The organism is Uniformispora flossi, assembly GCF_049534875.1.
Lineage (GTDB): Bacteria > Actinomycetota > Actinomycetes > Streptomycetales > Streptomycetaceae > Yinghuangia > Yinghuangia aomiensis.
The window spans coordinates 550,695-577,408 of the sequence record NZ_JBMULZ010000003.1; the positions used below are offsets into that span (position 1 = coordinate 550,695).

The following is a 26,714-nucleotide window of genomic DNA, read 5'->3' on the forward strand; positions in this document are numbered from 1 at the left end:
CACACTGGCCGCGTGCTCGCCGTCATGGTCGTGACCAACCACATCGACGGGGATTCCCGCGTCCAGAAAACCGCCCGCTCCGCGGCCGAAGCCGGGTGGGACGTCGTGCTGCTGGGACGTGCGCGCGGCACCGTCCGCGAGGAATACCCCCTGGGCCCCGCCCGGGTCGTCCGGGTGCCGCTGCGGATGACCGCGCAGAGTTACCGCAAGGACAACCCGCCGCGGGGCCTGGCCGGAAGACTCGGCTACCGCTCCGGCGAACAAGCCCGCATGCGCGTCGACGCCCGCCGCGCCTTGCGTGCCGACCTCGACGTGGAACGCCGCCTCCTCGCCCTGCGCGGCGGCGACCTGCGCGGCCGGCTGCGGGTCACCGGCCTTGCCGCCGCGGACCGCACGCGCGGCTACTGGATCGAGGCACGCCGCAGGCTCTACCAGCGCGCCGCGGCCAAGGCGGCGGAGCCCGGTGCCCGCGACCGGCTCGCCGCGGGCGTCGGCCGGGACGGCGGCGCGTGGCGCACCCAGCCGCAACTCGTCGACTTCGACACCGCGTTCGCCCCGGTCATCGCTGAACTCCGGCCCGACCTCCTGCACGCGCACGACTTCGACACCATCGGGCTGGTCACCCGCTCCGCGCTCAAACTCCGGGCGGCCGGAAGCCCGGTCAAGATCGTCTACGACGCGCACGAGTACATCGCGGGCTGGGACCGCCCCGGCGACCCCGCCTTCCGCCCCGCGATGAGCGCCCAGGAACGCAAGTACATCCCCCTCGCCGACGGCGTCGTCACGGTCTCCGACGCGATCGCCGACCTCCTCGCCGCCGATCACCGGCTCCCGGTGCGCCCCACGGTGGTGTGCAACGCGCCGACGGTCGCCGAACTCGCGTCGAGCACCGCCGAACCCGTGCCGGACGTGCGCGCCGCGGCCGGACTGGGCGCGGACGTGCCGCTGCTCGTCTACGCCGGGATGACCGCGCCGGAACGCGGCCTCGGCACCGCGGTCGCCGCCCTGCCGGACCTGCCCGACGTGCACCTCGCGATGGTGACCGCCCGCAACGGCTACGTCGACGCGCTGGTCGAACGCGCCACCGCACTCGGCGTCGGCAACCGGCTGCACGTGCTGCCCTACGTCGCCCCCGACCAGGTCGTCGCCCACCTCGCGGCCGGCACGATCGGCATCGTCACCTCGCTGCACTCGCCGAACTACGAACTGTCCCTCCCGAGTAAGTACTACGAGTATCTGAACGCGCGGCTGCCGCTCGTGGTCTCCGACCTGCGCACCGTCGGCGCCTTCACCCGCGACCACGGCATCGGCGAAGTGTTCCCGGCCGGCGACGCCGCCGCGTTCGCCGCCGCGGTCCGCGCGGTACTCGCCGACCCGTCGCGCTACACCAAGCCGTACGACGGCGACCTCCTGGCCCGCAACACCTGGGAAGCGCAAGTCCCGGCGCTGCTCGACCTGTACGGACGGCTGGTGTCCTGATGCCCACCCGCGCCGACCGGCCCGCACCCCGCCTGGTCCTGCTGCGCATGAACTGGATCACCGGCGACTCGCGGATCCAGAAGCTCGCGCTGGACATGGCGGAACGCGGCTGGGACGTGGTCGTCCTGGGGCGCTCGCGCACCGCGGCGCGCGAAGTGACCACGCTCGGCGATCCGGAGCGCGGCGCGGCGGCGGTCGTGCGTGTGCCGGTGCCCGCCGTCGTCGCGCCGTACCGCAAGGCCCGGCGGCTGCGCGGCCTGCTCGGCCGGATCGGCTTCGCGAGCCGCGACGACGAGGTCGCCGACCGGGCCGCGGTGAACTTCCTGCGCCGCGACTTGGCCGCCGACCCGGGCGGGATGCTCCGGTACGGCGTGCGGAGCGCGGGCGTGACCGCGGCGCGCGCCCGGCACATGCTCCGGCGCGAGGCGACCCGGCGGCACGCCGCGCGCCTGGCGCGCGTGGACCGGCCGGGGGCGGCGGCGCGCGCGGTCGCGTACCGGTGGCTGGCGCCGGGCGCGGGATGGCGCGCCACCCAGCCGCAACTGGCCGACTTCGAAGCCGCGTTCGGACCCGAGATCGACGCGCTCGAACCGGCGATCGTGCACGCCCAGGACATCACGGCGCTCGCCGTGGGCGTGCGCGCCGTCGAACGCGCCCGGCGCGCGGGCCGCGACGCGGTCATGATCTACGACGCGCAGGAGTTCGTGGCGGGCGCGGGCTACCCGGATCCGGTGCAGAAGGCCGGCTACGTCGGCCTCGAACGCGAACTCGTCGCCCGCACCGACGGTGTGGTCACCGTCTCCGACACCCTCGCCGACCTGCTGCAGGAACGCTACGCGCTGCCGGTGCGCCCGACGGTCGCCGCCAACGCGCCGCGCCTGGCCCGGCCGACCGGCCACGGTGGCCGCGGGGTGCGCGGCGCGGCGGGACTGCCGGACGACGTCCCGGTGCTGGTGTACTCCGGGTGGCTGGCGCCGGAGCGCGGGGTGGACACGCTGGCCGAGGCGCTGGTGTACCTGCCGGACGCGCATGCGGTGGTGGTCGCGGGGGACCGGCGGCCGTACTTCGCGGAACTCGAAGCGCGGGTCGCGGACCTGGGCGTCGCCGACCGGTTCCACTTCGTGCCCTACGTCGAACCGGACGAGGTCGTCGACCACCTCGCCACCGCGACCGTCGGCGTGATCCCGCTGCGGCATCTGCCGAACCACGAGATCTCGTTGATCACGAAGTACTACGAGTACATGTATGCGGGCCTGCCGATCGTCGTCTCCGACGTGCGGACGATGGCAGCGTTCACCCGCGATCTCGGCTGCGGCGAGGTGTTCCCGGCGGGCGACGCGCGCCGCCTGGCCGAGGCGGTGCAGCGGGTGCTGGCCGACCGGTCGCGGTACGTGAAGCCCTATGCGGCCGACGGGTTCCTGGACGAGCACGCGTGGGAGCGGCAGGCGGACAACGTCGCCGCGCTGTACGAACGGCTGACCGGGCTCGCGCCGACGGCCCGGGACGGCCGGACGCTCGCCCGGGAAATCCGCTCGGGCGCGGCGGGGTTCGCCTCGGGCGGGGGCACGGCCGAGCCCGCGCCCGCGGCCGACGCCGCGGCGGCGGGCCGGGAGCCGCGGAGCCTCGACGACGCGGCCGGGCTGGCGGAAGCCGGGCCGCGCGCGGTCGTGCTCGTGGGCAACCCGGCCGGCACGGATCGTGCCGAAGTGCGCGAACTCGCGCGGCAGGTGGGTGCGTCCGGCTTCGACACGGTGCTGCTGGCGCCCGACCCCGGCGGACTCGGCGCGAGCGCGTGGGCGGACGGCACACAGGTGCTGGCCGTCCCGGCGGCGCGGACCGTGGCGGCGGGGCGGGACCGACGCCGCGGCACGGACCCGGTGCAGGCGCGGGCGGCGCGCACCTATGCGGCGTTCCTCGCCGCCGACCCGGGCGGCGTCGCCGCGCAGGTGCCGGGGGCGGCGACCGCGCTGCGCAAGGCGGTCGCGGGACGTCCGGGGAAGCGGCTGCACATGCTGGCCCCGGCGCTCGGCCGACGTGCCGCGTTGCCCGAAGCCTTCGACGCCGAGGCGGCGTTGCGCCCGGTCCTCGACGAGCTGCGGCCGCAGGTGATCCACGCGTGCGATGCGGTGGCGCTGCTGACGGCATCCCATGTGGCGGCGCGCGGCGGCGTACGGATCGAGTACCACCGCCCGGCATCGGACGACGACGGCTTCGGCACCGACCGCGATGTCCGCCGCGCGCTGCGCGTGCTGGAGCGCGCGGTGAGCGGGCGGGCGGACGTCGTGCACGGCGGCGCCGCGGGCGGGGTGCTCGCGGCCGCGGAGTTGTCCGTGGTGGCGCCGCGGCCGCAGGTCTCCCGCGCCGGAGGCGACCCGTATCTCGTGGTCGGACCCGCGAACATGGCCGGACAGGGCTGGGCGTGGGCGCAGGCGGTGGAGCGGTACGTCGCCGGGGCGCGGACCGAGGTCGTCGCCCTGCACCGCGAAGGCCCGCTGCGGTTCCCGGCCGACCGGTATCTCAGCGCGGCGGGCTGGGAGTCCGCCGGCGTGCACCTCGCCTTGCGCCGACATGTGGCGGCACAGGCCACGCACGTGCTCCTGGAGTCCGGGCTGCCGTTGACCGGACGGGCGGCACGGAGCGGGCACGCGTCGGGCGACACCCGGGCGCTGCGCGAGGCGGGAGTGGCCGTGGGGCTGGTGTTCCACGGCTCGGACGTCCGCGACCCACGGCGGCACCGCGAGCTGTACCCGGAATCGCCGTTCACCGACCCGAACGGGGCGCTCGCGCGCGAACTCCAGCCCCGTTACGACGCCCGGATGGCCGACCTCGCCGACTGGGACGGGCCGGTGTTCGTGTCGACACCGGACCTGCTCGACTTCGTCCTCGACCGGTGGCCGCACGCCGTGTGGCTGCCGGTGGCCGTGGACACCGGGATCTGGCGCCCGGGCCCGGAGCCGCTGACCCGGGACCGGCCGGTCGTCCTGCACGCGCCGTCGCGCGGCACGCTCAAGAGTTCGGCACTGATCGACGCCGTGGTGGGGGACTTCGCGGCGCGGGGGCTGGTCGAATACCGGCGGGCGGCCGACGTGCGGCCCTCCGACATGCCCGCGCTGGTCGCGGACGCGGATGTGGTGATCGACCAGCTGGCGATCGGGAACGTCGGCGTGCTCGCGGCGCAGGCGATGGCCGCGGGGCGCCTGGTCGTCGGGCATGCCGCGCCCCGCGTGCGGGAACGCTACGACGGCGCCTTGCCGCAGCTCGACGCCACTCCGTCCACCCTCCGCGGCGTCTTGGAATCGGTCCTCGACGATCGCGATCACGCCCGCGAACTGGCCGCTCAAGGGCCGGGATTCGCGAGCAGCTACCACGATGGCCGGCGCTCTGCCGCGGCCCTCGCGCCGTTTCTCGCCCGGCATCACCGCACCACCCAGGGAGAGTTCTGATGGCCGATACGGAATCCGTCGTCACGGGCACGGACGCCGCGCAGGACACCTCGACAGGGAGGGCGGCGGTCGCGGTGGGGGAGACCGCGGGGGGGACCGCGCCGGAGGTTGTCGCCACGGAGAACGCGTCCAGCCCGTCGGCGGTCGCCGCGGCGAAGGCGAAGCCGCGACGGAGCCGGAAGCGGGCGGCACCGGAGGAGCCGTCGGCTGCCGCCGAGTCCACGAACGGCACCCCGGATGCCGCAGGGGTGGCGGCGGAGTCCGGCACGCCGGCCCCCGCCAAGCCCCGCCGCACCCGCAAGGCGACGGCGGATACCGAGGTTCCGGCCCCGGCGAAGCGGGCGAAGCGAGCCCCGCGGAAGACGGCGGCTGCGGGGCCGGGGGAGCCGGGGGAGTCGAGGGAGCCGGGGGAGTCGAAGTCGGCGCGTCGGACTCCGAAGGCCAAGGTCGCCGACGCGCCCGCGGCTACCGCTCCGAAGACCGAGGAAACACCCGAGCCGGCGACGAGTGCCACGCGCACCGGCCGACGTCCGGGGACGCGCGCGCCGAGCAAGCGGAAGACGGCGGAGGCGGTCGCCGAGACGGCGGCGGCCGAAGGCACGACGCCCGCGGGGGACGCCACCCCCGGTGGGGACGGCGCGGGTTCCGTCCTTGCCGGCGGACCGGCCGACGCCGCCGGGAGCTCCCCGGTGGGCTCGGCCCCTGCAGTCCCTGCCGCTGCAGTGCCTGCCGCCCCTGACGGTTCCCCTGCGGAGGCGGCTGCGCCGACGGGCGACACGCTCACGGGCGAGCAGGCCGAGACCACGCCGCCGACCGCGGACGATCGGGACCGTGAGTCCGCCGACGAGCGCGCCGCGGCCGGCGCGGAGTCCGGCGCCGGTCACCGTGAGGCGGGCGCGGTCGTCGACCCGCTTGGCGAGACGGCCGACGGCGCGGACTCGCTCGGCGACCCCGCCGGCCACGCGGCCGGCGCGCGGGCGGCCGATGCGGCGGTGGCCGACCACCACGACACCAAGAGGCCTTCGGTGGCCACGTCGTTCCTGGCCGATGCCGCCGTGGGGTCGCCGGCCAGCGGGTCGAAGGCCGCTGCGGAGACAGAGCCCGCAGGTGCCGAGAGCGGTGCGGGCGTCGACGCCTTGGGCGACCCGGCGGAGCCGGCTTCCGCCGACGATGTCGCCGCCGCGGCTGCGGCGGCCGTTGCCGATCTCGCGGCTCGCGACGCCGACACGGCGAGCGACGAAGACGCCGCCACGCCCTCTGCCCCCCGTGATCACGACAGCGCCGAGGGCTCCGCCGCCACTCCATCGACGGCGGACGCCGCGCTGCCCGAGTCGGGTTCCACCGACCCGAACGACACCACTCGGGCGCTCTCCGACTCCGCCGCGGCCCCCGACGTGGCCGAACTCCTGGACGCCGTCCCCGCCGCGGCCGATTTCGACCTGGCCGCCGACCTCGTCGCCGCCACTCCGCCCGCCGACTCCCCTTCAGGCCCGGCCGACGACCTCGAAGCTCTCCTCCCGATCCTCGACGAGCGCCCGCGCGCCCGCGCCACCCGGGTCGACCCCACCGCCGTCCGACCCACCCTCCCCCGCGTCCTCCTCACCGCCGAAACCCCGCTCGAGCCCGGCAGCGTGCCGCTCGAGCACAGCCGGGCGCTCGCCGAGCGCGGCAACTACGTCCTCCTCGCCGTCCCGGCCGAGGCCGCCGAGGTGTCGACGTCGGTGACCGCCGAGGGCGAAGGCGTTCTGCGGGTCGTCAACGTGCCCGTCGACCCCGAGACCGCGGCCGACATCTCCCTCGCCCGGGCCGACGTCGCCGCGTTGGACGGGGGCGGGTTCGTCACCGGGATCCGCCGCAAGTTCGCGCGCCGCCGGCTCGCCCAGGTCCGGCAGGGCGTGTGGTCGGCGGCCGCCGCCGACCCCGGGTGGACGGACCGCTGCGCGGAGGCGTACGCGCCCTACCGCGACGCCTTCGCGCCGCAAACCGAAGCCCGTGTGGCCGACGCCCGCTCCGTCGAAACCGCCCCCGTCACCCGCACCGGCACGCGCCTCGCCGTCGGTCCCACCAACACCGCGGGGCAAGGCCGCGAGTGGGCGCGGGCCGTGCGCACGCACATCCCCGGAGTGGACACCGAAACGTTCGCGCTCAGTTCCGGCAACAGCTTCGGGTACGACGCCGACCACGCCATCTCCACCGACGACTGGCTGTCCCGCACCTGGCAGCTGCGGCAACTCGCCTACGTCCTGGACAACTTCTCGCACGTCCTCGCCGAGTGCGCGATGCCGCCGTTCGGCCGCCTGAACGGCCCGTGGGCCAACTTCGACCTCACCGAGCTGGACGCCGCCGGGATCGCCCTCGCGCTCGCGTTCCACGGGTCGGAGATCCGCGACCCGGCCGCGCAGCGCGAGCGGGTGCCGTTCTCGCCGTTCGACCCCGATCACGAGCTGACCCGGGCGCTGCAGAGCAAGGTCGACCGGCTGGGGCCGGTCGTCCGGGACCTGGACCTGCCGAAGTTCGTGTCCACGCCCGACCTGCTGCACGACGTCCCGGGCGCCGACTGGCTGCCCGTCGTCGTCGACCCGGGGCTCTGGGCGTCCGACCGCGTCCCGCTGGAGCGCGACCGGCCGGTCGTCGTGCACGCCCCGTCGAGCCCGTTCACCAAGGGCACCGCGTTGATCGAGCCGGTCGTCGAGGAACTCCACGACGCCGGGCTGATCGAGTACCGCCGCATCAAGGGCGTGTCGCACGCCGACATGCCCGCGGTGCTCGCCGACGCGGACATCGTGCTGGACCAGTTCGTGTTCGGCGCGTACGGCGTCATGTCCGTGCAGGCCCTCGCCGCCGGCCGGGTCACGCTGTGCTACCTGCACGAGTCCGTCACCCAGTACCTGCCCGACGGCTTGCCGATCGTCAACGCCGACCCGGACACACTCCGCGACGAACTCGAGCGCGTCGTCGCGGAACGGGACGCCGCCCGCCGGATCGCCGCGCGCGGCCCCGCCTACGTGCGCGAGCACCACGACGGCACGCGCAGCGCCGAGGTCCTCGCGCGCTTCCTGGGAGCGACGCCGCGAGCCGCGCAATGAGCCCCCCACGGGTGGCGATGCTCGTCGCCAACGACATCACCCGCGACTCCCGCGTGCAGAAGGTGGCTTATTCCGCCGCCGAGGCCGGGTTCGACGTGCTCCTCGTCGGCTACGACCCGAACGCGCCCGGCAGCCCTGCCCGGACGACGCACATCGGGGCGGCCGCCGTGGTGCGCACCGGCCTGTCCAACCGCTTCCGGCTCAAGGCCGGCGAACTCGCCCGGCATCACGGCTCGGCCGCGCGGATCAGGCTGCTGCGGGCGGCGAGTTTCGCGACGCGTATGGACTACAAGGCGCGGCGGCGGCTCATGAAGAGCGTCAAGGAGCCGGGCACGGGCGGTCCGGGGCTGAAGGGCAAAGCCAAAGAGGCCTTGTGGAAGGTCTACATCCGCGACGGCGATTGGCGGCGCACCGCCCGGCACCTGCTGCTGCTCGAAGACGCGTGGAGCGCCGTCGTGGAGGAGTTCCGCCCCGACGTCATCCACGCCCACGACATGCACACGCCGGGCATCGGGGTCCGCATCGCCGACCGCATCGAACGGTCCGGCGGCGTGCGCCCCAAGGTCGTCTACGACGCGCACGAATTCGTCGACGGCGTGTTCATGCCCACCCAGCGCAAGCTCGCCTACACAGGTCTGGAAAGGGAGTTCGTCCGCCGCGCGGACGCCGTCGCGACGGTGTCCGGGGTGCTCGCGGACATGCTGATGCGCAAGTACCGGCTGCCGGAACGCCCGACGGTCGTGGCCAACGCACCGATGATCGGACTGGATCCGGCGCCGGGCGGCGGTGCGCCGTCGCTGCGCGCCGTGCTCGGGCTCGCCGACGGGGTGCCGCTGCTGGTCTACAGCGGCGCGCTGTCCCCGGCGCGCGGGGTGGACGTCGCGGTGGAGGCGCTGCCGCTGCTGGAGGGCGTGCATCTGGCGGTCGTGTGCGGTGACGAGCGCGACGCGTACGTTCGTTCGTTGGTCGCACGTGCGGGTGAACTTGGCGTGGGCGATCGGATGCACACCGCGCCCTATGTGGCCCCTCACGAGGTGCCCGCATATCTGGCGTCGGCGACCGCCGGAGTGATCCCGATCCTGCACACGGTCAACCACGAAATCGCCTTGATCACCAAGTACTACGAGTACATGCACGCCCGACTTCCGATGGTCGTGTCGGACGTCGAGGCGATGGCGCGGAAGACCGTGGAGCTGGGCTGCGGCGAGGTGTTCGCGGTTCGCGCCACCGACGAGGCGGCCGACGCCGGGCTGCGCGAACGGGACGCGGAGGCGTTCGCGAAGGCGGCCGGGAGGGTGCTCGCCGACCCGGCGGCCTACGCCGCGGCGTACACGGACGAGTTGCTCGCGGAGAACTCCTGGGAGGGCCAGGCGGAGATCTTGGTGGGCCTTTACGCGGGGTTGGCCGGACGGCGCCCTCAACACCTTTCGGGCCGCCGCTCGTTCGCCGAGACGGAGTGATTTTCCGTCGTCCAACCAGCCGGTCGCCTGCGGCCGGCGCATAGCCGAAGCGCGGTCGACCAGCGGCCGACGCGCGGCCAACGAGGAGTGGCGCATGACCCGTGAGCGGCGATTTTCGCCGGTATCGCCGGTATCGTCGTTATACCTGCTACGACCCGGTATCCGGCCGATCGCGGAATCCGGCGTCGGGCCGGATGTTCCGCAGTCGAGGAGAAGCCGGTAGTGGCGGTCATGGATGCCGAGGCAGAGGTCGGGCGCCGCAGCGGCGCCGGGAACAGCGGCGTGCCGGTGCATGTGTACGAGCCGTACCACGCGCACTTGCCGCCGCTGCGGGTGTACTTCCGCGAGGTGTGGCAGCGGCGGCGGTTCGCCTATCGCATGGCGCACGCGACCCTGAAGGGCCGCAACTACGAGACGGTGTTCGGCCAGCTGTGGCTGGTGATCAACCCGCTGCTGCTCGCCGCCGTGTACTTCATGCTGGTCACCGTCCTCGCCGGGTCGCCGCACAGCAACCCGCTGATGGGCTTCACGGTGATCTTGTCGGGACTCTTCGCGTACTACTACACGCGCAACATCGTCCAGCTGTCGTCGACGTCGATCACCGGCGGCGGCAAGATGATCATGAACATGGCGTTCCCGAAAGCGCTGCTCCCGCTTTCCTCGCTGTTTTCCTCGTTCATGATGTATTGGCCGACATTGGTGGTCTACGCAATCGCGCACGCCGCCGCCGGCCGGGCGGTCGGCATCGCGTTCGCGTGGCTGGTGCCGATCTTCGTGGTGCAGACCGTGTTCAGCTTCGGCTGCGGGCTGTTCTTCGCCGCGATGGCCGTGTACTTCCGCGACACGTCCAGTCTGCTGCCGTACGCGCTGCGGATCTGGATCTACCTGTCCCCGGTCCTGTTCACCGTCTCGCAAGCCAAGGAGAAGCTCTCCGCGAACCCCTGGCTGCTGTGGATCTTCAAGGTCAACCCGCTGTATCCGATCATCGGCTCCTGGAACCAGGTCGTCCTGGAAAACCGGGCGCCGGACGGTGCCCTCATGGTCTACGGCACCGCCTGGGCGGTCGTGGCCCTGATCGGCGGAGCCTGGTTCTTCCTGTCCCGGGAGCGTGAATTTGCCTACCGCATCTGACCCCGAGGCCCGCGAGGCACCCGAAGCAGGCCGCCCGGACCCGGCGGCCCGGAACAACCGGGCCGGCCAGGCCGCCCAGGCCGCCCAAGCCGCCCAAGCCGCCCAAGGCGCTCCGGACGACGAGGCCGCTCCCGCCGCCGCCACCCGGCCGGGGTCCGCGGACCAGCCGCTCGCGGTCCAGGTCGACAACCTGTCGATCACCTACCGCACGTCGGTGGAGAAGGTCCCCACGCTCAAGAGCGCCATCAAGCGGGTCGGCCGCCGCGAACGCACGATCCGGGAGATCGAGGCGGTCCGCGACGTGTCGTGGCGCATCGACCACGGCACCGTGCTCGGCGTCGTCGGCGCGAACGGCGCGGGCAAGTCCACGATGCTGCGCGCCATCGCCGGCATCCTGCCGCCCACCAAGGGCCGCATCGAGGTGCACGGCAAGGTCAGCACGCTGCTCGCGCTCGGCGTGGGCTTCAACAGCCAGCTCACCGGCCGCGAGAACGTCGTCCTCGGCGGACTCGCCCAGGGCAAGGCGGAAGCCGAGGTCGAGGAGAAGTACGAGGAGATCGCCGCGTTCGCGGACATCGGCGAGTTCATGGACATGCCCATGAAGTCCTACTCGTCGGGCATGTACCAGCGCCTCGCGTTCGCCGTCGGCGTGCACATGGACCCGGACATCCTCCTCGTCGACGAGGCGCTGTCCGCGGGCGACGCGGCGTTCAAGCGCAAGGCCGCCCGCAAGATGGACGAACTCTGCCGTGCCGCACGCACGATCATCCTGGTCAGCCACGGCATGGCCAGCGTCCGCGAGATGGCCAACCACTGCCTGTGGCTGCACAAGGGGCGGCTCATGGACCAAGGCGACCCCGAGACGATCATCGGCGAGTACATGCGGTTCCTGGAAGTCGGCGAAGACGCGTTCGCCATGGAAGACGTCTGAGGCCGCCGTGACATCTGTCGACATCAGCATCGTCAGCTCCGCGCACGACGTCGCGGACGCCCGCCTGCACCGCACCGCCGCGGCCCTGCTGCGCGCGGGCATGACCGTCGAGGTCATCGGGTTGGGCGACGCGGCCGGCGGCCCCGCCGGCACCCGGGTCGTCGCGCTCGGCGACCGCGGCGGCGCCTTCCGACGACTGCGGCGCGACCTCGCGCTGCCGTTCCGGGCGTCCGGCCGGGTGGTCATGACGCTCGACCCCGACCTGGTCCCGGCGGCCGCCGCGGCCCGGCTGCTGCGCCGCGGCCGGCTGGCCGCCGACGTGCACGAGGACTACCTCAAGCTGCTCCGCGACCGGCCGTGGGGCGCCACCTGGAAGGGCGCGGTCGGCAGCGTGCTGGTCCGCGCCTGCACGGCCGCGACCCGGCGAGCGGACCTCACCGTGGTCGCCGACGACCACGTGCCGCCGCTGACCGCGCGCCGCCGCCTGGTGGTGAAGAACCTGCCCGACCTCGGCTACCTGCCGAAGCCGGCCGACCCCGACCCGGAGCCGCGCGCGGTCTACATCGGGGACGTGCGCCGCTCGCGCGGCCTGGCCGCGATGCTCGCGGCCGTCGAGGCCGCCGAGTCATGGCACTTGGACATCGTCGGGCCGGTCGCCGCCGCCGACCAGGAGTGGCTCGCCCGGTGGCGGCGCGAGTCGCCCGCCGCGGCCCGGGTCCGGCTGCACGGCCGCCTCGCGCCGCGCGAGGCGTGGGGCATCGCGCAGGGTGCGTGGACCGGTCTGGCGCTGCTCGACGACACCCCCGCGTTCCGCGAAGCGGTGCCCACAAAGCTGTACGAATACCTGGGCTGCGGACTGGCTGTTGTGGCCACGCCCCTGCCCCGGATGGCTAGGATCGTGACCGAGTCCGGGGCGGGATACGTCGTCCGCGACACCGACGACGCGGGGCGCGTGCTGCGCGAGTGGGCCGACCGCCCCGAGGAGCTCCGGGCGATGCGCAAGGCCGCTCTCGAGTGGACGGACCGCAACCTCACCGGGGCGTCCCCGTCCGACGAACTCGCCCACACCATAAGTGACCTCGTCCGCGCCGCCGGCCGGTGACCGCGCCCCGTGCCGACGCCCGCAGACCCCGAGCACACCGAGGAGCCCCGCGTGGAGCCCACGGGCAGCGTTGATCCGATCACCCGTCCCGCCGACCCGGGCGGCCGCGCCGACGGCGGGGTCGACCTCGCCGGGCGGGCCGACCTGCCCGGGCCGGGCGGCGAGCCCGACCCGGTGCGGATCATGGCGAGCGCCGACGTCGACGCGACCGCGGCGATCGGCGCCGGGAGCACCGTCTGGCACCTGGCCCAGATCCGCGAGGACGCGGTCCTGGGCACCGGGTGCATCATCGGGCGCGGCGCGTACGTCGGCCCGGCCGTCGAGCTGGGCGACAACGTCAAGCTGCAGAACTACGCGCTGGTCTACGAGCCCGCCCGGCTCGAGGACGGCGTCTTCATCGGCCCCGCCGCGGTCCTCACCAACGACATGTACCCCCGGTCCATCGACCCGGAGGGCAGCCTCAAGCGGGTCGGCGACTGGCACGCACAGGGCGTGACGGTCCGCGAAGGCGCCGCGGTGGGCGCGCGCGCCGTGGTGGTCGCCGGGATCACCATCGGCCGGTGGGCGCTTGTGGGCGCCGGTGCGGTGGTCACCCGTGACGTACCGGACTACGCGCTCGTTGCCGGGGTACCGGCACGACGCGTCAAGTGGGTGGGCCGGGCCGGCGTACCGCTGGTCCCGGATCAAGCTGGTTCCGGGGAGGAACCGGGGGAGGCAGAGGACGGCAGCACCCAGGCCGTCCGCCGGTGGGTGTGCCCGGAAACCGGGGCGCGCTTCATCGAGATCGACGAGACCCTCTCGGAGGTAACCCCCTCATGGTCCGATCCATCCCCGCGGCGGCACCCAGCCTAGGAGCCGAGGAGAGAGACGCGGTCGACCGCGTCCTGCGCAGCGGCATGCTTGCGCAGGGCCCCGAAGTGGCGGCGTTCGAGCAGGAGTTCGCCGCCATCGTCGGCGGCCGCACGGTGGTCGCGGTGAACTCCGGGACGTCCGGCCTGCACTTGGCCCTGCTCGCCATGGGCATCGGCCCCGGCGACGAGGTGATCATCCCGTCGTTCAGCTTCGCCGCGACCGCCAACGCGGTCGCGCTGGTCGGCGCCACCCCGGTGTTCGCCGACATCGAGCCGGAGCACTTCTGCCTCGACCCCGCCGCCGCGGCCGCCGTGGTGACCCCGCGCACCGCGGCGATCATGCCGGTGCACCTGTACGGCCACCCGGCCGCGATGGACGAGCTGAACGCGCTCGCCACCCGGCACGGCCTGGCGGTCATCGAGGACGCCTGCCAGGCGCACGCCGCCGCGCTGCACGGCACGCCCGTCGGCGCGTTCGGCAAGACCGCGGTGTTCAGCCTCTACCCGACGAAGAACATGACCTCGGGCGAAGGCGGCATGGTCGTCGCCGACGACCCGGCGGTCGTCCGGAAGCTCCGGCTGCTGCGCAACCAGGGCATGGAGAAGCGGTACGACAACGAGATCGTCGGCTTCAACAACCGGATGACCGACCTGCACGCGGCGATCGGCCGTGTCCAGCTCGGCAAGCTGGCCGGCTGGACCGCGCGCCGCCAGGCCAACGCGGCGTTCCTGGACGCGAACCTGGCCGGGACGGACGTCGTGACGCCGCCGGTCGCCGCGGGCGCCACGCACGTCTACCACCAGTACACGGTGCGCGTCCCCGAAGACGCGTTCGCGGGCGGGCGGGACGGCTTCGCCGAGCGCCTCGCCGAACGCGGCGTTGGCTCCGGCGTGTACTACCCGGTGCCGATCCACCGGCTCCCGTCGTTCCGGCTCGACCTCGACCTGCCGGAGACCGAGCGCGCGGCCCGCGAGGTGCTGTCGCTGCCCGTGCACCCGCAACTGAGCGACGCCGACCTCAAGACGGTCGCCGAGGCGGTGGCCGGCAAATGAGCCCCGTGGCCGGACAGCCGCTGCGCGCCGGGCTCATCGGGCTCGGCATGATGGGCCGCCACCACGCCCGCGTGCTGCGCGGCTTGGCCGACGTCACGCTCGTCGGCGTGTGCGACCCGATGGGGGACCCGCACGACGCGGCGGGGGGCGTGCCGCTGTTCACGACCGTCGACGAGCTGATCGCGGTCGGACTGGATTACTGCGTGGTCGCCGCGCCGACCGCGTACCACGAGGACCTGGGCCTGCAGCTGGCCGCGGCGGGCGTGCACACGCTCGTCGAGAAGCCGCTCGCCCAGGACGTCGCCTCGTCCCGCCGGGTCGCCGAGGCCTTCGAACAGGCTGGGCTGGTGGGCGCCGTCGGCCACATCGAGCGCTACAACCCGGCCCTCCAGCAGCTCCGCGCGCGGCTGGAGGAAGGCCAGCTCGGGAACATCTACCAGGTCGTCACGCGGCGCCAGGGCCCGTTCCCCAACCGCATCTCCGACGTCGGCGTGGTCAAGGACCTGGCCACCCACGACATCGACCTGACGGCGTGGGTGACCGGGCAGACGTACCGGTCGGTGTCCGCGCGCACCGCCTTCAAGAGCGGGCGCGCGTTCGAGGACCTGGTCGCCGTCGTCGGCCAGCTCGCCGACGGCACGGTGACGAACCACCTGGTCAACTGGCTGTCCCCGATGAAGGAACGCGTCACGGTGGTGACCGGCGAGCGGGGCTGCCTGATCGCCGACACTCTGAACGTGGACCTGACCTTCCACAACAACGCCGAAATACTGACCCAGTGGGTCGCGCTGTCCAACTTCCGCGGCGTCAGCGAAGGCGACATGATCCGCTACGCCATCGCCAAGCCGGAGCCGCTGCACACCGAACACCAGGCCTTCCGCGACGCGGTCCTCGGCAAGGAGTCCGACATCGTCACGATGCGGCAGGGCCTGGTGAACGTGGTGGTGGCGCAGGCGATGCTGGACAGCGCCCGCGACGGCATGACGGTCCCGATCGAAAACTGACCGGTCCGTTCATCCCGTTGGGTGAACCTGCGGGATTCCCGATCGGTTCGGCGCCACGCTCGCCATAGGCTCGCGCCGGACCGAAAGGGGGACACACAATGGTTGCTATGGCATACGAAACCCCCAGTCAGCAGGAGATTCTCCTGGAGGAATTCCTGGCTCTGGACACCCCGCCCGGGTTCCGTGCGGAGCTGATTGAGGGGGAGGTCGTGGTGGCGCCACCGCCGGCTGGTGATCACGAGGATGTGATCGGACTGATCATTGATCAAGTGGCGACGCGATCTTCGGTGAAAATGCAGATGTCGATGACGAAGGGCTTGACCGTGCCGAGTGTCGGTCTGGCCCCAAGGAACCACGTGATCCCGGATATCTCGATTGCGCCTATGGCCATGCGGCTGTTTCGCGGGGCGGAGCCGTGGATGCCCAGCGACGGTGTGGAGATGGTCGTTGAAGTGACGTCCTCCAAGCCGGACCGGGACCGTAAGGACAAGCGGTTGTCCTATGCACTGGGTGGGATTCCGCTGTACCTCCTCATCGACCGGAGCGAAGGACGCGTGTCGCTGCTCAGCAACCCGAAGAACGGCGACTATGACGAATTGTCGCGGCCGTTCGGCGAGACGATCCCGCTGCCTGCCCCGTTCGACTTCCTGTTGGACACCACAGACTTCCTGTGAGGCCCCGTGAAGGTCATCAGCGTCGTCGGTGCCCGCCCCCAGTTCGTGAAACTGGGGGCGGTGGCCGATGCCTTCCGCGGAACCAGGCACGAGCACCGGATCGTGCACACCGGCCAGCACTACGACGGCGCGATGTCCGACGCGTTGTTCGACGGGCTGGGGATTCCCGCGCCCGACGTGCACCTCGGCATCGGTTCGGGCGGTCACGGCGCGCAGACCGGGGCGATGCTCGCGGCGCTGGAGGACGTGTTCCTCGCCGGCGAGCGGCCCGACTGGGTGCTGGTCTACGGGGACACCAACTCGACGCTGGCCGCCGCGCTTTCCGCGGTGAAGCTGCACATCCCGGTGGCGCATTTGGAAGCCGGGCTGCGTTCGTTCAACCGGCTCATGCCCGAGGAACACAACCGGGTGCTCACCGACCACGCGGCGGATCTGCTGCTCGCGCCGACGGAGATCGCCGCGGTCAACCTGGCGAACGAAGGCCTCGCCGCACGCACCGCCATCGTCGGCGACGTCATGGCCGACATCGTGCTGCGCACCCGCGACGCCGTTGCCGACCGGCCCCTCGACCCCGGGCTGCGTGAAGGCGAGTACCTCGTCGCGACCGTGCACCGGGCGGAGAACACCGACGACCCCGCCCGCCTCGCCGCCGTCGTGGACGCCCTGGCCGCCCTCCCGCTCCCCGTCCTGCTGCCCGTGCACCCGCGGCTCCGGGACCGGGCCGCCGCAAACGGGATCGCGCTGGACCGCGGCGCGCTGCGGCCGACCGGTCCGCTGCCGTACGCCGCGACCGTCCGCGCGGTCCTCGGAAGCCGCGGCGCCGTCACCGATTCGGGTGGACTCCAGAAGGAAGTTTTCCTCCTCGGGCGGCCCTGCACGACGCTGCGCGCCGAGACCGAATGGCCCGAGACGCTGGCCCACGGCTGGAACGTGCTGTGCCCGGACCCCGCCGAACTGGGCAAAGTCGCCGTACGCGAGCGTCCGGCCCCCGTCGAGGGGCATCCGTACGGCGACGGCCACGCCGCAAATGCGGTCGTACGCACGCTCGAAGCCCGCGCCTGACCGTCGCCCAATCGTCACCCTCGGGACAAATCCGGCGGGTACGCTGGCGCCATCTGGATCATCCACGACCGAAGGTACGTCCAACGTGAAGATCTGTGTCGTCGCGCTCGGGAAGATCGGCCTCCCGCTTGCCGTGCAGTTCGCCGGCAAGGGGCACGAGGTCGTCGGGGTGGACGTCAACCCGGCTCTGGTCGAGCTGGTCGGCAAGGGCGCCGAACCGTTCCCCGGCGAAGCCGAGCTCGCCGAGCGGCTGCGCGCGGTCGTCGACGCGGGCACGCTGCGCGTCACCACGCACACCGCCGCCGCGGTCGCGGAGAGCGACTACGTCGTGGTCGTCGTCCCGGTCGTCGTCGACACCGACGCCCAGCCGGACTTCCGCGCGATGGACGCCGCGACCGCGGCGATCGGCGAGGGCCTGCGGCCCGGCACCCTGGTCTCCTACGAGACCACCCTCCCCGTGCACACCACCCGCGAACGCTTCCTCCCCGCCCTGGAGAAGGCCTCCGGCCTGCGCTGCGGCACCGACTTCTTCCTCTGCCACAGCCCCGAACGCGTGCTCACCGGCCGGATCTTCGCCGACCTGCGCCGCTACCCCAAGCTGGTCGGCGGCATCGACGAGGCGGCCGCCGCGTGGGCCGTCGCCTTCTACGAAGCGGTCCTCGACTTCGACCCGCGGCCGGACCTGCCGCGCGGGAACGGCGTGTGGGACATGGGCAGCGCGGAAGCCGCCGAGTTCGCCAAGCTCGCCGAGACCACCTACCGGGACGTCAACATCGGTCTGGCCAACCAGTTCGCGCGCTACGCGGACGGCATCGGCGTCGACATCCACGCCGTCATCGAAGCGTCCAACTCGCAGCCGTACAGCCACATCCACCGGCCCGGCATCGCCGTCGGCGGCCACTGCATCCCGGTCTACCCGCGCTTCTACGCCTTCAACGACCCCGACGCCACGGTGGTCAAGGCGGCCCGCACCACCAACGCGGGCATGCCGGGCTACGGCGTCGGCCTGCTCGACGGCCTGCTGTCGATGGACGGCACGGGGCTGCGCGGCGCCCGCGTCGCGGTCTTCGGGGTCAGCTACCGCGGCGGGGTGAAGGAGACGGCGTTCTCCGGCGTGTTCCCGGTCGTCGAAGCCTTGCGCGCGGCGGGCGCCGAAGCGATGGTGTCCGACCCGATGTACACGGAGGGCGAGATCGCCGCCCTGGGTTTGCGGCCCTACCAGGACGGGGAGCCGGTGGACGCGGTGATCGTGCAGACCGACCACGAGGAGTACCGGACGTTGTCGGCCGACCGGTTCCCCGGCGTCCGCGCGCTGGTCGACGGGCGGCGGGTGACGGACCCGGCGCGCTGGACGGGCGTGGCCCGGCGCACGATCGGCGGCGGCGGAGCCTGACCGGCCCCGACGGGCCGGCGATGCCGACGGGACCTGACCGGGCGTGAGCGAGCGGTACGAGGACGGACACGTGGACGGCGGGGCGGAGCAGGCAGCACAGGTCGACCCCCGCACGCCCCGGCCCGGGCCGCGCGTCGCCCGCTTCGTCCGCGGCCACGCCGGGAAGCTCGTCGCGGGCTGCGGCGCCGTCGTGATGCTCGCCGTGCTGGGCGTGGTCGCCGTCCAAGCGGAGGAAGTGCGCCCCTGCTGGTCGGACTTCCACAGCCTCACCGACACCGAGGTCTTCCCGGACGCGTTCGGCGTCCCGCAGATCGGCGGCACCGACAATCCGGCGATCCGCGCCGCCCTCCGCGACCCGCTCTACCGCGAAGCCACCCGCTTCACCGGCGACCAGGCCGTCGGCAAGCCGGTGTGGACGGTCGTCGCCCAAGGCCCGCTGCCCGTCATGTCGGACGAGTTCGGGCTGCTCCCGGCGCGTGGCGGCGCGGCTCCGCGTGATCTGGCAATGTACGAAGGCCGCAGCGGCAAGCGCCACTGGATGCGCGCCGCCGAAGGCCCGCTCGACACGTTCATGAAGAACCTCCGCTCCCTGACGTTCGTGCCGCACAAGAACGGCGACACCCAGGTCATGGGCGCCGACGCCCGGTCCGGCTACGCCCAGTGGTGCCAGGCCGTGCCGGTGACGCCCGCGGTTGCCGACCCGGAGCGCGACCGCGGCTGGGTCACCGGGATGACCGGCAACGGCGGCACCGTCCTCATGGTCGGCACCGCCCCGGGCGGCCGACCCGATACGTCGCGGGTCGTCCAGCAGGACACCGTCTCGGGCGGGATCGCGCGCCGGTGGGACGTGCCCGGCCGCTGGACGGACGTCGCCGCCGACGGCCGCACCGTCTACCTCGCCGCGCCGGGCGCCCTCGCCGCCTTCGCGCCCGGCGCCGCCCGCCCGACCTGGAAAGCCGAACTCCCGGACACCACAGGCACCGTCGGCTTCGCCGCGGTGACTCCGGACCGCATCCTCGCGGGCACCCGCCCGGCGGACGGCGGCGCCGGGACGCTCACCGCGTTCGACCACGGCGGGCGCGCGGTGTGGACGCTGCGCGACGCCGATCCGGACGACGTGACCGTCACCGGCGACACCGTGCTCGCGCACGAGACCCGCGCGGGCGCCGACGGTGTCGCCGCGTACCGTCTGAAAGACGGAACCCCACTGTGGTTCACGGCAGTTCCCGGCCTCGGCCGACTGGCCGACGGCGGTACCGACGGCACGACCCTCTACCTGCCCGGCGGAAGCGGCCTCCGCGTGCTCCGCATCTCCGACGGCCACCCGGTCCCGAGCACGCTGACGGTGCCCGTCGACCGCGTCTTCGTCACCGGCCAGCGCATCGTCGTCGAGCACACGGCATCAGCCAAGTCCGCCTGGTCGGTCGCCTACTCGACCCCGCAGGCGCCGGCGGACACCTCCGGCTCGGACGGGGACCCGCGGAGCAGGTGACCGGTCCGAGGCCGAACGAGCCCGCGGCTACTTGGATTTCTTGGTCTTGATGCAGGACGTGTTGTCGGCGGTGTTGAGCTTGAGGTCGTCCTTCGACGGCGCCGCGGGCGGCGGCGAGGCGGAGGCGGGCGTGCCGGGTCCCGCGGACGTGCTCGGCGCCGCGGACGGGAAGTCGAGGCCGATGACGACCTCGAACGTCTTGGCGGTCGGGCTCTCGTCCACCGCCGTTTCGGGCAGGCCTACCGCGACGGCGAGTTGCTTGGCCGCGTCGAGCTTGCCGGCGGGGAACGAGATGGAGCTGTTGGCGCGCGGCGTGGTGCTCTTGGTGTTGTTGACCGAGGCGTCGTAGCGCAGCGTCTTGAGCTGCTGCACGACCGCGGTGGCGCGCGGCGTCGTGGTCGTGTTGCGCACGCTGACCTTGATCGTCGCCGGGTCGACCACCGGTGCGGCGGGGGCGGTGGCCGCCGGCGGCGCCTCGGCACCCGGCGCGGCGGCGGGCGCGTTCGGGTCGCCCTCCGTGATCGACCGGTCGGCCGCGACCGCCGCCCACAGGTTGCCGGCCTTGGGCTCGAGCGGCTGGACGTGCACGCGCGGATCCTCCCCGGGGACGTCCATGACCGGGAGGGTCGTGAACGCCATCCGCTTCTCCGGGACCTTCTTGATCTCCTGACCGAGCCCGGCCAGCTTCTCGATGCGGCCGAGCCCGGTGTCGACGGTGATGTTGTCGACCGCGGTCTGCGCGATCTGCAGGACGGCCTGCGGGTCCTTCCACGTCGCGCTGGTCTTGATCTCGCGGGCGAGCGCCATGAGGAAGCTCTTCTGCGCCTCGATGCGGCCGAGGTCGCTGTCGTTCTTGAAGCCGTGCCGGGCGCGCACGAACTTGAGCGCGTCCTCGCCCGCGAGCCGGGTCTCGCCGGCGGGGAGGCTCAGGCCGGTGCCGCCGGGCGGGTTCGTGGTGAACGGGTCTTCGAGGGGGTCGCACAAGTTGACCGGCACGCCGCCGACCGCCTTGGTCATCTCCTTGACGCCCTTGAACTCGATCTTGAGCCAGTGGTCGATCTTGAGGCCGAGCATGCGTTCGACGGTCGCGACCGTGCACGGGGTGCCGTACGGCGCCAGCATCGTCTCGTTGAAGGGGACGCGGTCGGCAGCTGCTTGAACCTTTCCGCTACCGCCTTCCTCCTTGCACGCGGGACGGAAGACCAGGGTGTCGCGGGGGATGCTCACCAGCGTCGCGTTGGACCGGTCGGCGGACAGGTGGAGCAGGATCGTGGTGTCGGCGAGGCCCGGGTGGCCCGCGTCGCCGTAGCCTTCGTTGCCCGCACCGACGCGGTTGTCCGAGCCGACGAGCAGCACGTTCATCGGTTTGCGGCCCTGCTCGTCGGCGGGCGCTTCCTTTGCCGCGTCGACGGCGCCGCTGCGGTCGCCGGTCTTGATGCGGCTGTTGAGGTACTCGTAGTACGCGTAGCCCGCGCCGGCGATCGCGACGAGGAGGCCGACGAGGCCGATGGCCGTCCACTTGAGGCGCTTCTTGACCTTGCTCTTGGGCTTGCCTTTCGCCTCGGCCGCGGCACCACCCGACCGGCGGCTCGCGGCCCGCCCGGCCGGCTCCGACCGGCGGCGGCCCGGCGAGGACGCAGCCGGTGCCGCCTCGGCCGACGCCGACTCCTCGGCGTCCGCGCGGCGGCGGGACGACGCGGGACGGGGCGAGTCCGGACGGGACGCGGAGCCGGAAGCGGCCGCTTCGCCGGGCGTGCGCATCCGGAACTCGCCGGTGTGCTCGTCGACGACCCACAGATCCGCGATGTCCGCGTCGTCCAGCCCGTCGAGCCGGTCGCCCCCCGCGGCCGCCCCCGGAGGGGTGCCCGCGGCGCGGCGGCGCCGATCGCGCGAGTGGTCGGCCGACGGTCCGAACCCCGAGCCCATGCCGTGCATCGCCTCCCGGCGCCGTGTGCGATCGGTGTCCGCGCCTCGCGGACCGTTTGCGCGCGGACCTACTTCTTGCCGCGCCCCGTCGAGATGCAGGACGTGTTGTCCGCGGTGTTGAGCTTGAGGTCGCTCGCGCTCGGCGCCGACGGCGGCGCCGTGGTGGCGGTCGTCGCCGGGCCGGTGGTCTTGCCCGGCTTGCCGGCGGCGGGCGCCGTGTCGGTCAGGCCCGGGAAGTCGGAGCCGATGACGACCTCGAACGACGTCGAGCCGGTGGTGCTCTCCTCCAGCGCGGTGTCGGACAGGCCGACGGCGGCGGCGAGTTGCTTGGCCGCGTCCACCTTGCCCTTTGGGTAGCGGACGACGCTGTTGTCGAGCGTCCGGCCCGAGTTGCCCGACTCCGACGTGGCCTTGTAGCCGCCGGCCGAGAGCTGGTCGGCGACCGCCTTGCCCTTCGTGTACTTGGTCGTGTTGCGGACGGTGACCTTCATGGTCGTCGGGTCCACCGTCGGCGCCTGCGGCGCGGCCGGGGCGGAGGCGGGCGCCTCGGCGGGCGGTGCGGCGTCCGCCGCGTCGCCCTTGGTGATCGGGGCGTCGGTCTTGATGGCCTGCCACAGCTTGGCCGCGTCGGGCTGGCGCTGCTGCACACGTCGGTCGGGGTCAGCCGGGTACGCCTCGTTGGGCAGCGTGGTGAACGCCATCCGCTTCTCGGGCACCTTCTTGATCTCGTTGCCGAGGTCCACGAGCTTCTTGATGGTGTCGAGGCCGTCGTCGACCTGGAGGTTGCCAGTGGCGGCCTGCGCGAGGTCGAACAGCGCCTGCGGGTTGCTCCACTTGGCGTTGTTCTTGACCTCGCGGGCCAGCGCCATGAGGAAGCTCTTCTGCGCCTCGATGCGGGCCAAGTCGCTGCCGTCGCCGAACGCGTGCCGGGCGCGCAGGAACTTCAGCGCGTTCTCGCCCTGCAGCCGCTGCTCGCCGGCCTTGAGGAACAGGTCGGTGCCGCCGCCCTGGTTCGGGCGCACCGGGTCGTTGATCGGGTCGCACAGGTTGATGGGCACGCCGCCGACGGCGTCGGTCATCTCCTTGACGCCCTTGAAGTCGATCATCAGGTAGTGGTCGACCTGGACGCCGAGCATCTTCTCGACGGTGGCCACCGTGCACGGCGCCCCGCCGTACTGGTCGCCGAGCGTCTCGTTGAACGGGAACGGGCTGGTGGACGCCGGGGCGGTCTTGCCCTTCACGGTGCACTTGGGGCGCATGACCATGGTGTCGCGCGGGATGCTCACGAGCGTCGCGTTCGTGCGGTCCGCCGACAGGTGCATGAGGATCGTGGTGTCCGCGAGGCCCGGGTGGCCGGCGTCGCCGTAGCCCTCGTTGCCCGCGCCGATGCGGCTGTCCGACCCGATGAGCAGGATGTTCATCGGCGTCCGGCCCTCGGAGTCGGCCGCCGACTGGGGGACTTCGTCGCCCGCACTGCGCTGGGTCTTCTTGATCCGGCTGTTCAGGTACAGGTAATAGCCGTACGCGCTGCCCGCCAGCACCACGAGGGTGGCGGCGAGACCGATCGCCGTCCACTTGATGCGCTTCTTCGCCTTGCTCTTCGGCTTGGCGGCGGCGCGGCGTCCGGGACGGGACGACCTCTCGTCCTCGTCGGTGTCCGGGCGCTCGGTGACGGCGGCCTCGGACCGCGACGCGGTGGTCGTCCGACGGGCCGCGGCCCGTCCGCCGCCCTGTCCCGCGCGGGTGCCCTCAGGCGGCGCGTCGTCGCGGAACAACCCGGCGTGCGGGTCGTCGGACTGCTGCGCGGGCACGGCGCCGCGACCCGGGGAACGCAGTTCGTAGTTCCCGGTGTCGGGGTCCATGACCCACAGGTCCGCCACGTCCGCGTCGTCGAGGGACTCGAGGCCTTGTCCCGGTCGCCCATTCTTGGGTGCGTCGCCAGCGTTCACGATCCGCGTCCCCTCCCGGCTACCCGTCGTCTGACCTGCGCGGCCCCCCGGTCGCGCTGTGGTGATCGGATTTCTGATTCAGCATCTGAGTGGATGAAACTGTCACCCTAGTGGCCGAGTTCCCGGCCCCGGGCAACCCGTCTCGTTTCCGTGGTACGACTGCGGCCGGAATTGGCTTTCCCGGTCGGGGCTTCGTGGGTTTCCCCAGGTCATGCGCACACGTCCTGGTCGACTGTGCGTCCCGTCACGGTCACGATCGGGCCACCGGAAGCACTCGGGCTCGCGGCCGGGGGCGTGCTCCCGGAGCCCGTGGGAGCAGGGCTCCCGGTCGCACTTCCGGTCGGGCTTGCGGTGGCGCTTCCGGTCGCCGTCGCGGACGGGTCCGCGCCGTCCGTGGCCGGGTTGTCGCTCGCGTCGGCGGACGGGCTGTCGGACGGGCTGTCCGTGGGGGCGTCCGACGACTCGTCGGCCGCCGGGTCGGACGGCTCGTCGGTGGCCTTGCCGGTCGCTTTCCCGGTCGCCTTCCCCGTCGGCGCACCGGTGGTCGACGTCGCCTTCGGCATTGCCGCGTCGTGGATCTCGACCGTGCCGCCCGGTTCGACGGGGGAGGCCGGGTCGGCCTTGCCGACCGCGATGCGGTCGAAGCGGATCGCGGTGAACAGCGCGTCGGCGTCCGGCTGGACGAGTTCGTCGCGGTTGTGGTCGTAGCGGTACGGCTGCCGCGGCACGGTCAGGAACGCGGACTTCTCGCTCGGGATGTCGGCCACGCTCTTGGAGAGCTTGGTGAGTTCGTCGAGCGAGTCGAGGCCCGGGTCGGCGGCGATGGAACGCGTTCCGGCGTCGAGGAGTTCGTACAGCTTGATCGGGTTGAACAGCACGCCGTTCGACTCGATCTTGTTCATCAGCGAGGCGAGGAACCGCTGTTGGCGGGTCATGCGCATCGTGTCGCTGCCGTCGTCGAGGTTCTTGCGGGCGCGCACGTAGGCCAACGACTGCTCGCCGTCGAGCGTGCGGCGCCCGGCCGGCAGGTCGAGCTTCGCCGCGCGGTCCTTCAGCGGTTCGCTCAGGCAGACTTCGACGCCGTCGACGGCGTCGACCATGTGCTTGAAGCCGGTGAAGTCGACGACGATGTGGTGGTCGATCTTCACCTGCGTCATCTGCTCGACGGTCTTGATCGTGCAGGCCGAGCCGCCGATTTCGAAGGCGTGGTTGAACTGGTCCTTGTAGGCCCGGGATTGCGTGCCGTCGTCGCGGACGCAGGAGGGGATCTGCACCATCAGGTCGCGGGGGATGCTCACCGCGACGGACGATTTACGGTCGGCGGAGAGGTGCAGGAGGATCGTCGTGTCGGAGCGCTTGGTGCCTTCGCCGATGTCGCCGTACTCGATGTTGTCGCCGGTCCGGTCGTCCGACCCCATCAGCAGGATGTTGACCGCGCCGTACGCTTCCTTCGGGACGGCCGGCCGCTCCGGCCCGATCTTCATGTCCACCGCGTCGGTGGTGATCTGCCCGTCGAGCTGCCGGTAGAGGAAGTACGCCGCCGCCCCGGCCGCGGATATCAGCACCGCCATCGCCACGGCCATGCTCACCAGCACCCGCTTCCACCGCCGCCGACGACGGGATACGGGAGTGACGGCCGGGGGCAGGAAGGCCGGGGATATGGAGAGTTCGTTCGCGGCGGCCCCGCCGACAGGCGTGGGCGCGGCCGGGGGGACGGGGTCGGCGGACGATGCCACGCCGTTCCCAGCTACCGACGCGGCCGCCTCGTCCGCCGACGCGACGCCGTCTCCGGTGGCCTCGACTGCTTCACTGGAATCCGGGGAGGACGGGGCCGGGGTGGGGGAGGCACCGGACTCGGCCTGATCGACCGGCTCCGCGCCGCTCGCCGCCGCGGGCTCCTCCGACGTGGTGGGCGCCTGGGCCGCGGGGGCCGAGTCACCCGAAGCGGTCACCGTCGCCGATTCGGCCGTCACCGGCCCGGACACCGCTATATCCGCCTGTGCTGCTGTGGATGCGTCAGCATCCACCGAGGCGTTCCCGGCGGCTGCCGCGTGCGCGGCGGCCGCGGTTTCCTCGGCCACCGGCGTCGACTCCGCGTCGTCGGCGGGGGAGGGGCCACCGGAGTCGGATTCCGCCTCCGCACGCGCCTGCTCGGTCGGCGCGGCGGCCTTGGCCGCGGCGGGCCCGGCGTCGGTTGACGTGCCTACGCCGTCGGCCTGTGCCGTGTCGGTCCCGTCCGAGTTCGCGGAGGAGGCGTCTCCGGTGGCTGTCGGGCCTTCGGGGGCCGAGGGAGTTGGCGTTGCGGCAGCGGGTTCGGGGGCCCCGCCGGGCGATGAGCCGTCCGCGTTTGCCTCCGCATCCCCGGTGGGGGAGGAGCGGTCCGATGCGGCGCCGTCTTCCGCGCCCGCCTGCCCGGTCGGCGCAGGGGACTCGGCCGCGGAGGCCTCGACCGGTCCGTTTTCGGGCTCGCCGACGGTGGCTTCGGTCGTTGTTTCGGGCTGCGGTTGCGGGTCGGCGGTGGTGGGCTCGTCGGCGTTGCGGTTGCGGTTCCGCTTCGCGTTCGACGCGCCCTGATTCTTGCCGCCCTTGACCACGAGGTCTTCGCTCTCTGCCGCCCGACGTGAAAAATCGGCCCCCGTCCCGGAAATGACGCAGGTGCGAACTGCCGGTGGCCGGTG

General features: G+C 72.9%; 17 protein-coding genes. 14 read left to right on the forward strand and 3 right to left on the reverse strand.

Going from position 1 to position 26,714, the window contains the following annotated elements; genetic code table 11:
* The first annotated feature begins 12 nt into the window (after positions 1–12).
* The 14 genes from ACPA54_RS09670 to ACPA54_RS09735 all read left to right on the forward strand — a co-directional run bounded on the left by ACPA54_RS09670 (position 13) and on the right by ACPA54_RS09735 (position 20,161).
* Positions 13–1,479, forward strand: a complete 1,467-nt coding sequence (locus ACPA54_RS09670; RefSeq protein WP_423528260.1) for a glycosyltransferase family 4 protein — start codon at positions 13–15, stop codon at positions 1,477–1,479.
* Positions 1,479–4,922, forward strand: coding sequence for a glycosyltransferase (locus ACPA54_RS09675; RefSeq protein ID WP_423528261.1), 3,444 nt, complete (start codon positions 1,479–1,481; stop codon positions 4,920–4,922). The genes ACPA54_RS09670 and ACPA54_RS09675 overlap by 1 nt, the downstream gene beginning before the upstream one ends.
* Complete coding sequence (locus ACPA54_RS09680; RefSeq protein ID WP_423528262.1) at positions 4,922–8,008, forward strand: glycosyltransferase family protein; 3,087 nt, start codon at positions 4,922–4,924, stop codon at positions 8,006–8,008. Before ACPA54_RS09675 ends, ACPA54_RS09680 begins: the two co-directional genes overlap by 1 nt.
* Positions 8,005–9,468 (forward strand): glycosyltransferase, encoded by a 1,464-nt coding sequence (locus ACPA54_RS09685; protein ID WP_423528263.1) that lies wholly within the window; start codon positions 8,005–8,007, stop codon positions 9,466–9,468. The genes ACPA54_RS09680 and ACPA54_RS09685 overlap by 4 nt, the downstream gene beginning before the upstream one ends.
* A 231-nt stretch (positions 9,469–9,699) precedes the next feature.
* Positions 9,700–10,599, forward strand: a complete 900-nt coding sequence (locus tag ACPA54_RS09690; protein ID WP_423528264.1) for an ABC transporter permease — start codon at positions 9,700–9,702, stop codon at positions 10,597–10,599.
* Complete coding sequence (locus tag ACPA54_RS09695; RefSeq protein ID WP_423528265.1) at positions 10,583–11,530, forward strand: ABC transporter ATP-binding protein; 948 nt, start codon at positions 10,583–10,585, stop codon at positions 11,528–11,530. Before ACPA54_RS09690 ends, ACPA54_RS09695 begins: the two co-directional genes overlap by 17 nt.
* Before the next feature lie 7 nt (positions 11,531–11,537).
* The gene (locus tag ACPA54_RS09700; RefSeq protein WP_423528266.1) at positions 11,538–12,632 is read left to right on the forward strand and encodes a glycosyltransferase family protein; all 1,095 of its coding nucleotides are present in this window, start codon (positions 11,538–11,540) and stop codon (positions 12,630–12,632) included.
* A 183-nt stretch (positions 12,633–12,815) separates the two neighbouring features.
* Positions 12,816–13,484 (forward strand): acyltransferase, encoded by a 669-nt coding sequence (locus ACPA54_RS09705; RefSeq protein ID WP_423528309.1) that lies wholly within the window; start codon positions 12,816–12,818, stop codon positions 13,482–13,484.
* Positions 13,448–14,536 (forward strand): DegT/DnrJ/EryC1/StrS family aminotransferase, encoded by a 1,089-nt coding sequence (locus tag ACPA54_RS09710; protein ID WP_423528267.1) that lies wholly within the window; start codon positions 13,448–13,450, stop codon positions 14,534–14,536. Before ACPA54_RS09705 ends, ACPA54_RS09710 begins: the two co-directional genes overlap by 37 nt.
* Positions 14,533–15,540, forward strand: coding sequence for a Gfo/Idh/MocA family protein (locus ACPA54_RS09715; protein ID WP_423528268.1), 1,008 nt, complete (start codon positions 14,533–14,535; stop codon positions 15,538–15,540). The genes ACPA54_RS09710 and ACPA54_RS09715 overlap by 4 nt, the downstream gene beginning before the upstream one ends.
* A 98-nt stretch (positions 15,541–15,638) precedes the next feature.
* Complete coding sequence (locus ACPA54_RS09720) at positions 15,639–16,214, forward strand: Uma2 family endonuclease (protein WP_423528269.1); 576 nt, start codon at positions 15,639–15,641, stop codon at positions 16,212–16,214.
* Positions 16,215–16,220: 6 nt separating this feature from the next.
* Positions 16,221–17,276, forward strand: coding sequence for a non-hydrolyzing UDP-N-acetylglucosamine 2-epimerase (wecB, locus tag ACPA54_RS09725; protein ID WP_423528270.1), 1,056 nt, complete (start codon positions 16,221–16,223; stop codon positions 17,274–17,276).
* Positions 17,277–17,361: 85 nt separating this feature from the next.
* Complete coding sequence (locus tag ACPA54_RS09730; protein WP_423528271.1) at positions 17,362–18,669, forward strand: nucleotide sugar dehydrogenase; 1,308 nt, start codon at positions 17,362–17,364, stop codon at positions 18,667–18,669.
* A 43-nt stretch (positions 18,670–18,712) separates the two neighbouring features.
* Positions 18,713–20,161, forward strand: coding sequence for a hypothetical protein (locus ACPA54_RS09735; protein ID WP_423528272.1), 1,449 nt, complete (start codon positions 18,713–18,715; stop codon positions 20,159–20,161).
* Positions 20,162–20,188: 27 nt separating this feature from the next.
* Here ACPA54_RS09735 and ACPA54_RS09740 read toward each other — a convergent pair whose 3' ends face one another.
* The 3 genes from ACPA54_RS09740 to ACPA54_RS09750 form a co-directional block, all read right to left on the reverse strand.
* Complete coding sequence (locus ACPA54_RS09740) at positions 20,189–22,087, reverse strand: LCP family protein (RefSeq protein WP_423528273.1); 1,899 nt, start codon at positions 22,085–22,087, stop codon at positions 20,189–20,191.
* 68 nt (positions 22,088–22,155) lie between these two features.
* Complete coding sequence (locus tag ACPA54_RS09745; RefSeq protein WP_423528274.1) at positions 22,156–24,036, reverse strand: LCP family protein; 1,881 nt, start codon at positions 24,034–24,036, stop codon at positions 22,156–22,158.
* 209 nt (positions 24,037–24,245) lie between these two features.
* Positions 24,246–26,630, reverse strand: coding sequence for an LCP family glycopolymer transferase (locus ACPA54_RS09750; RefSeq protein WP_423528275.1), 2,385 nt, complete (start codon positions 26,628–26,630; stop codon positions 24,246–24,248).
* Positions 26,631–26,714 lie beyond the last annotated feature (84 nt).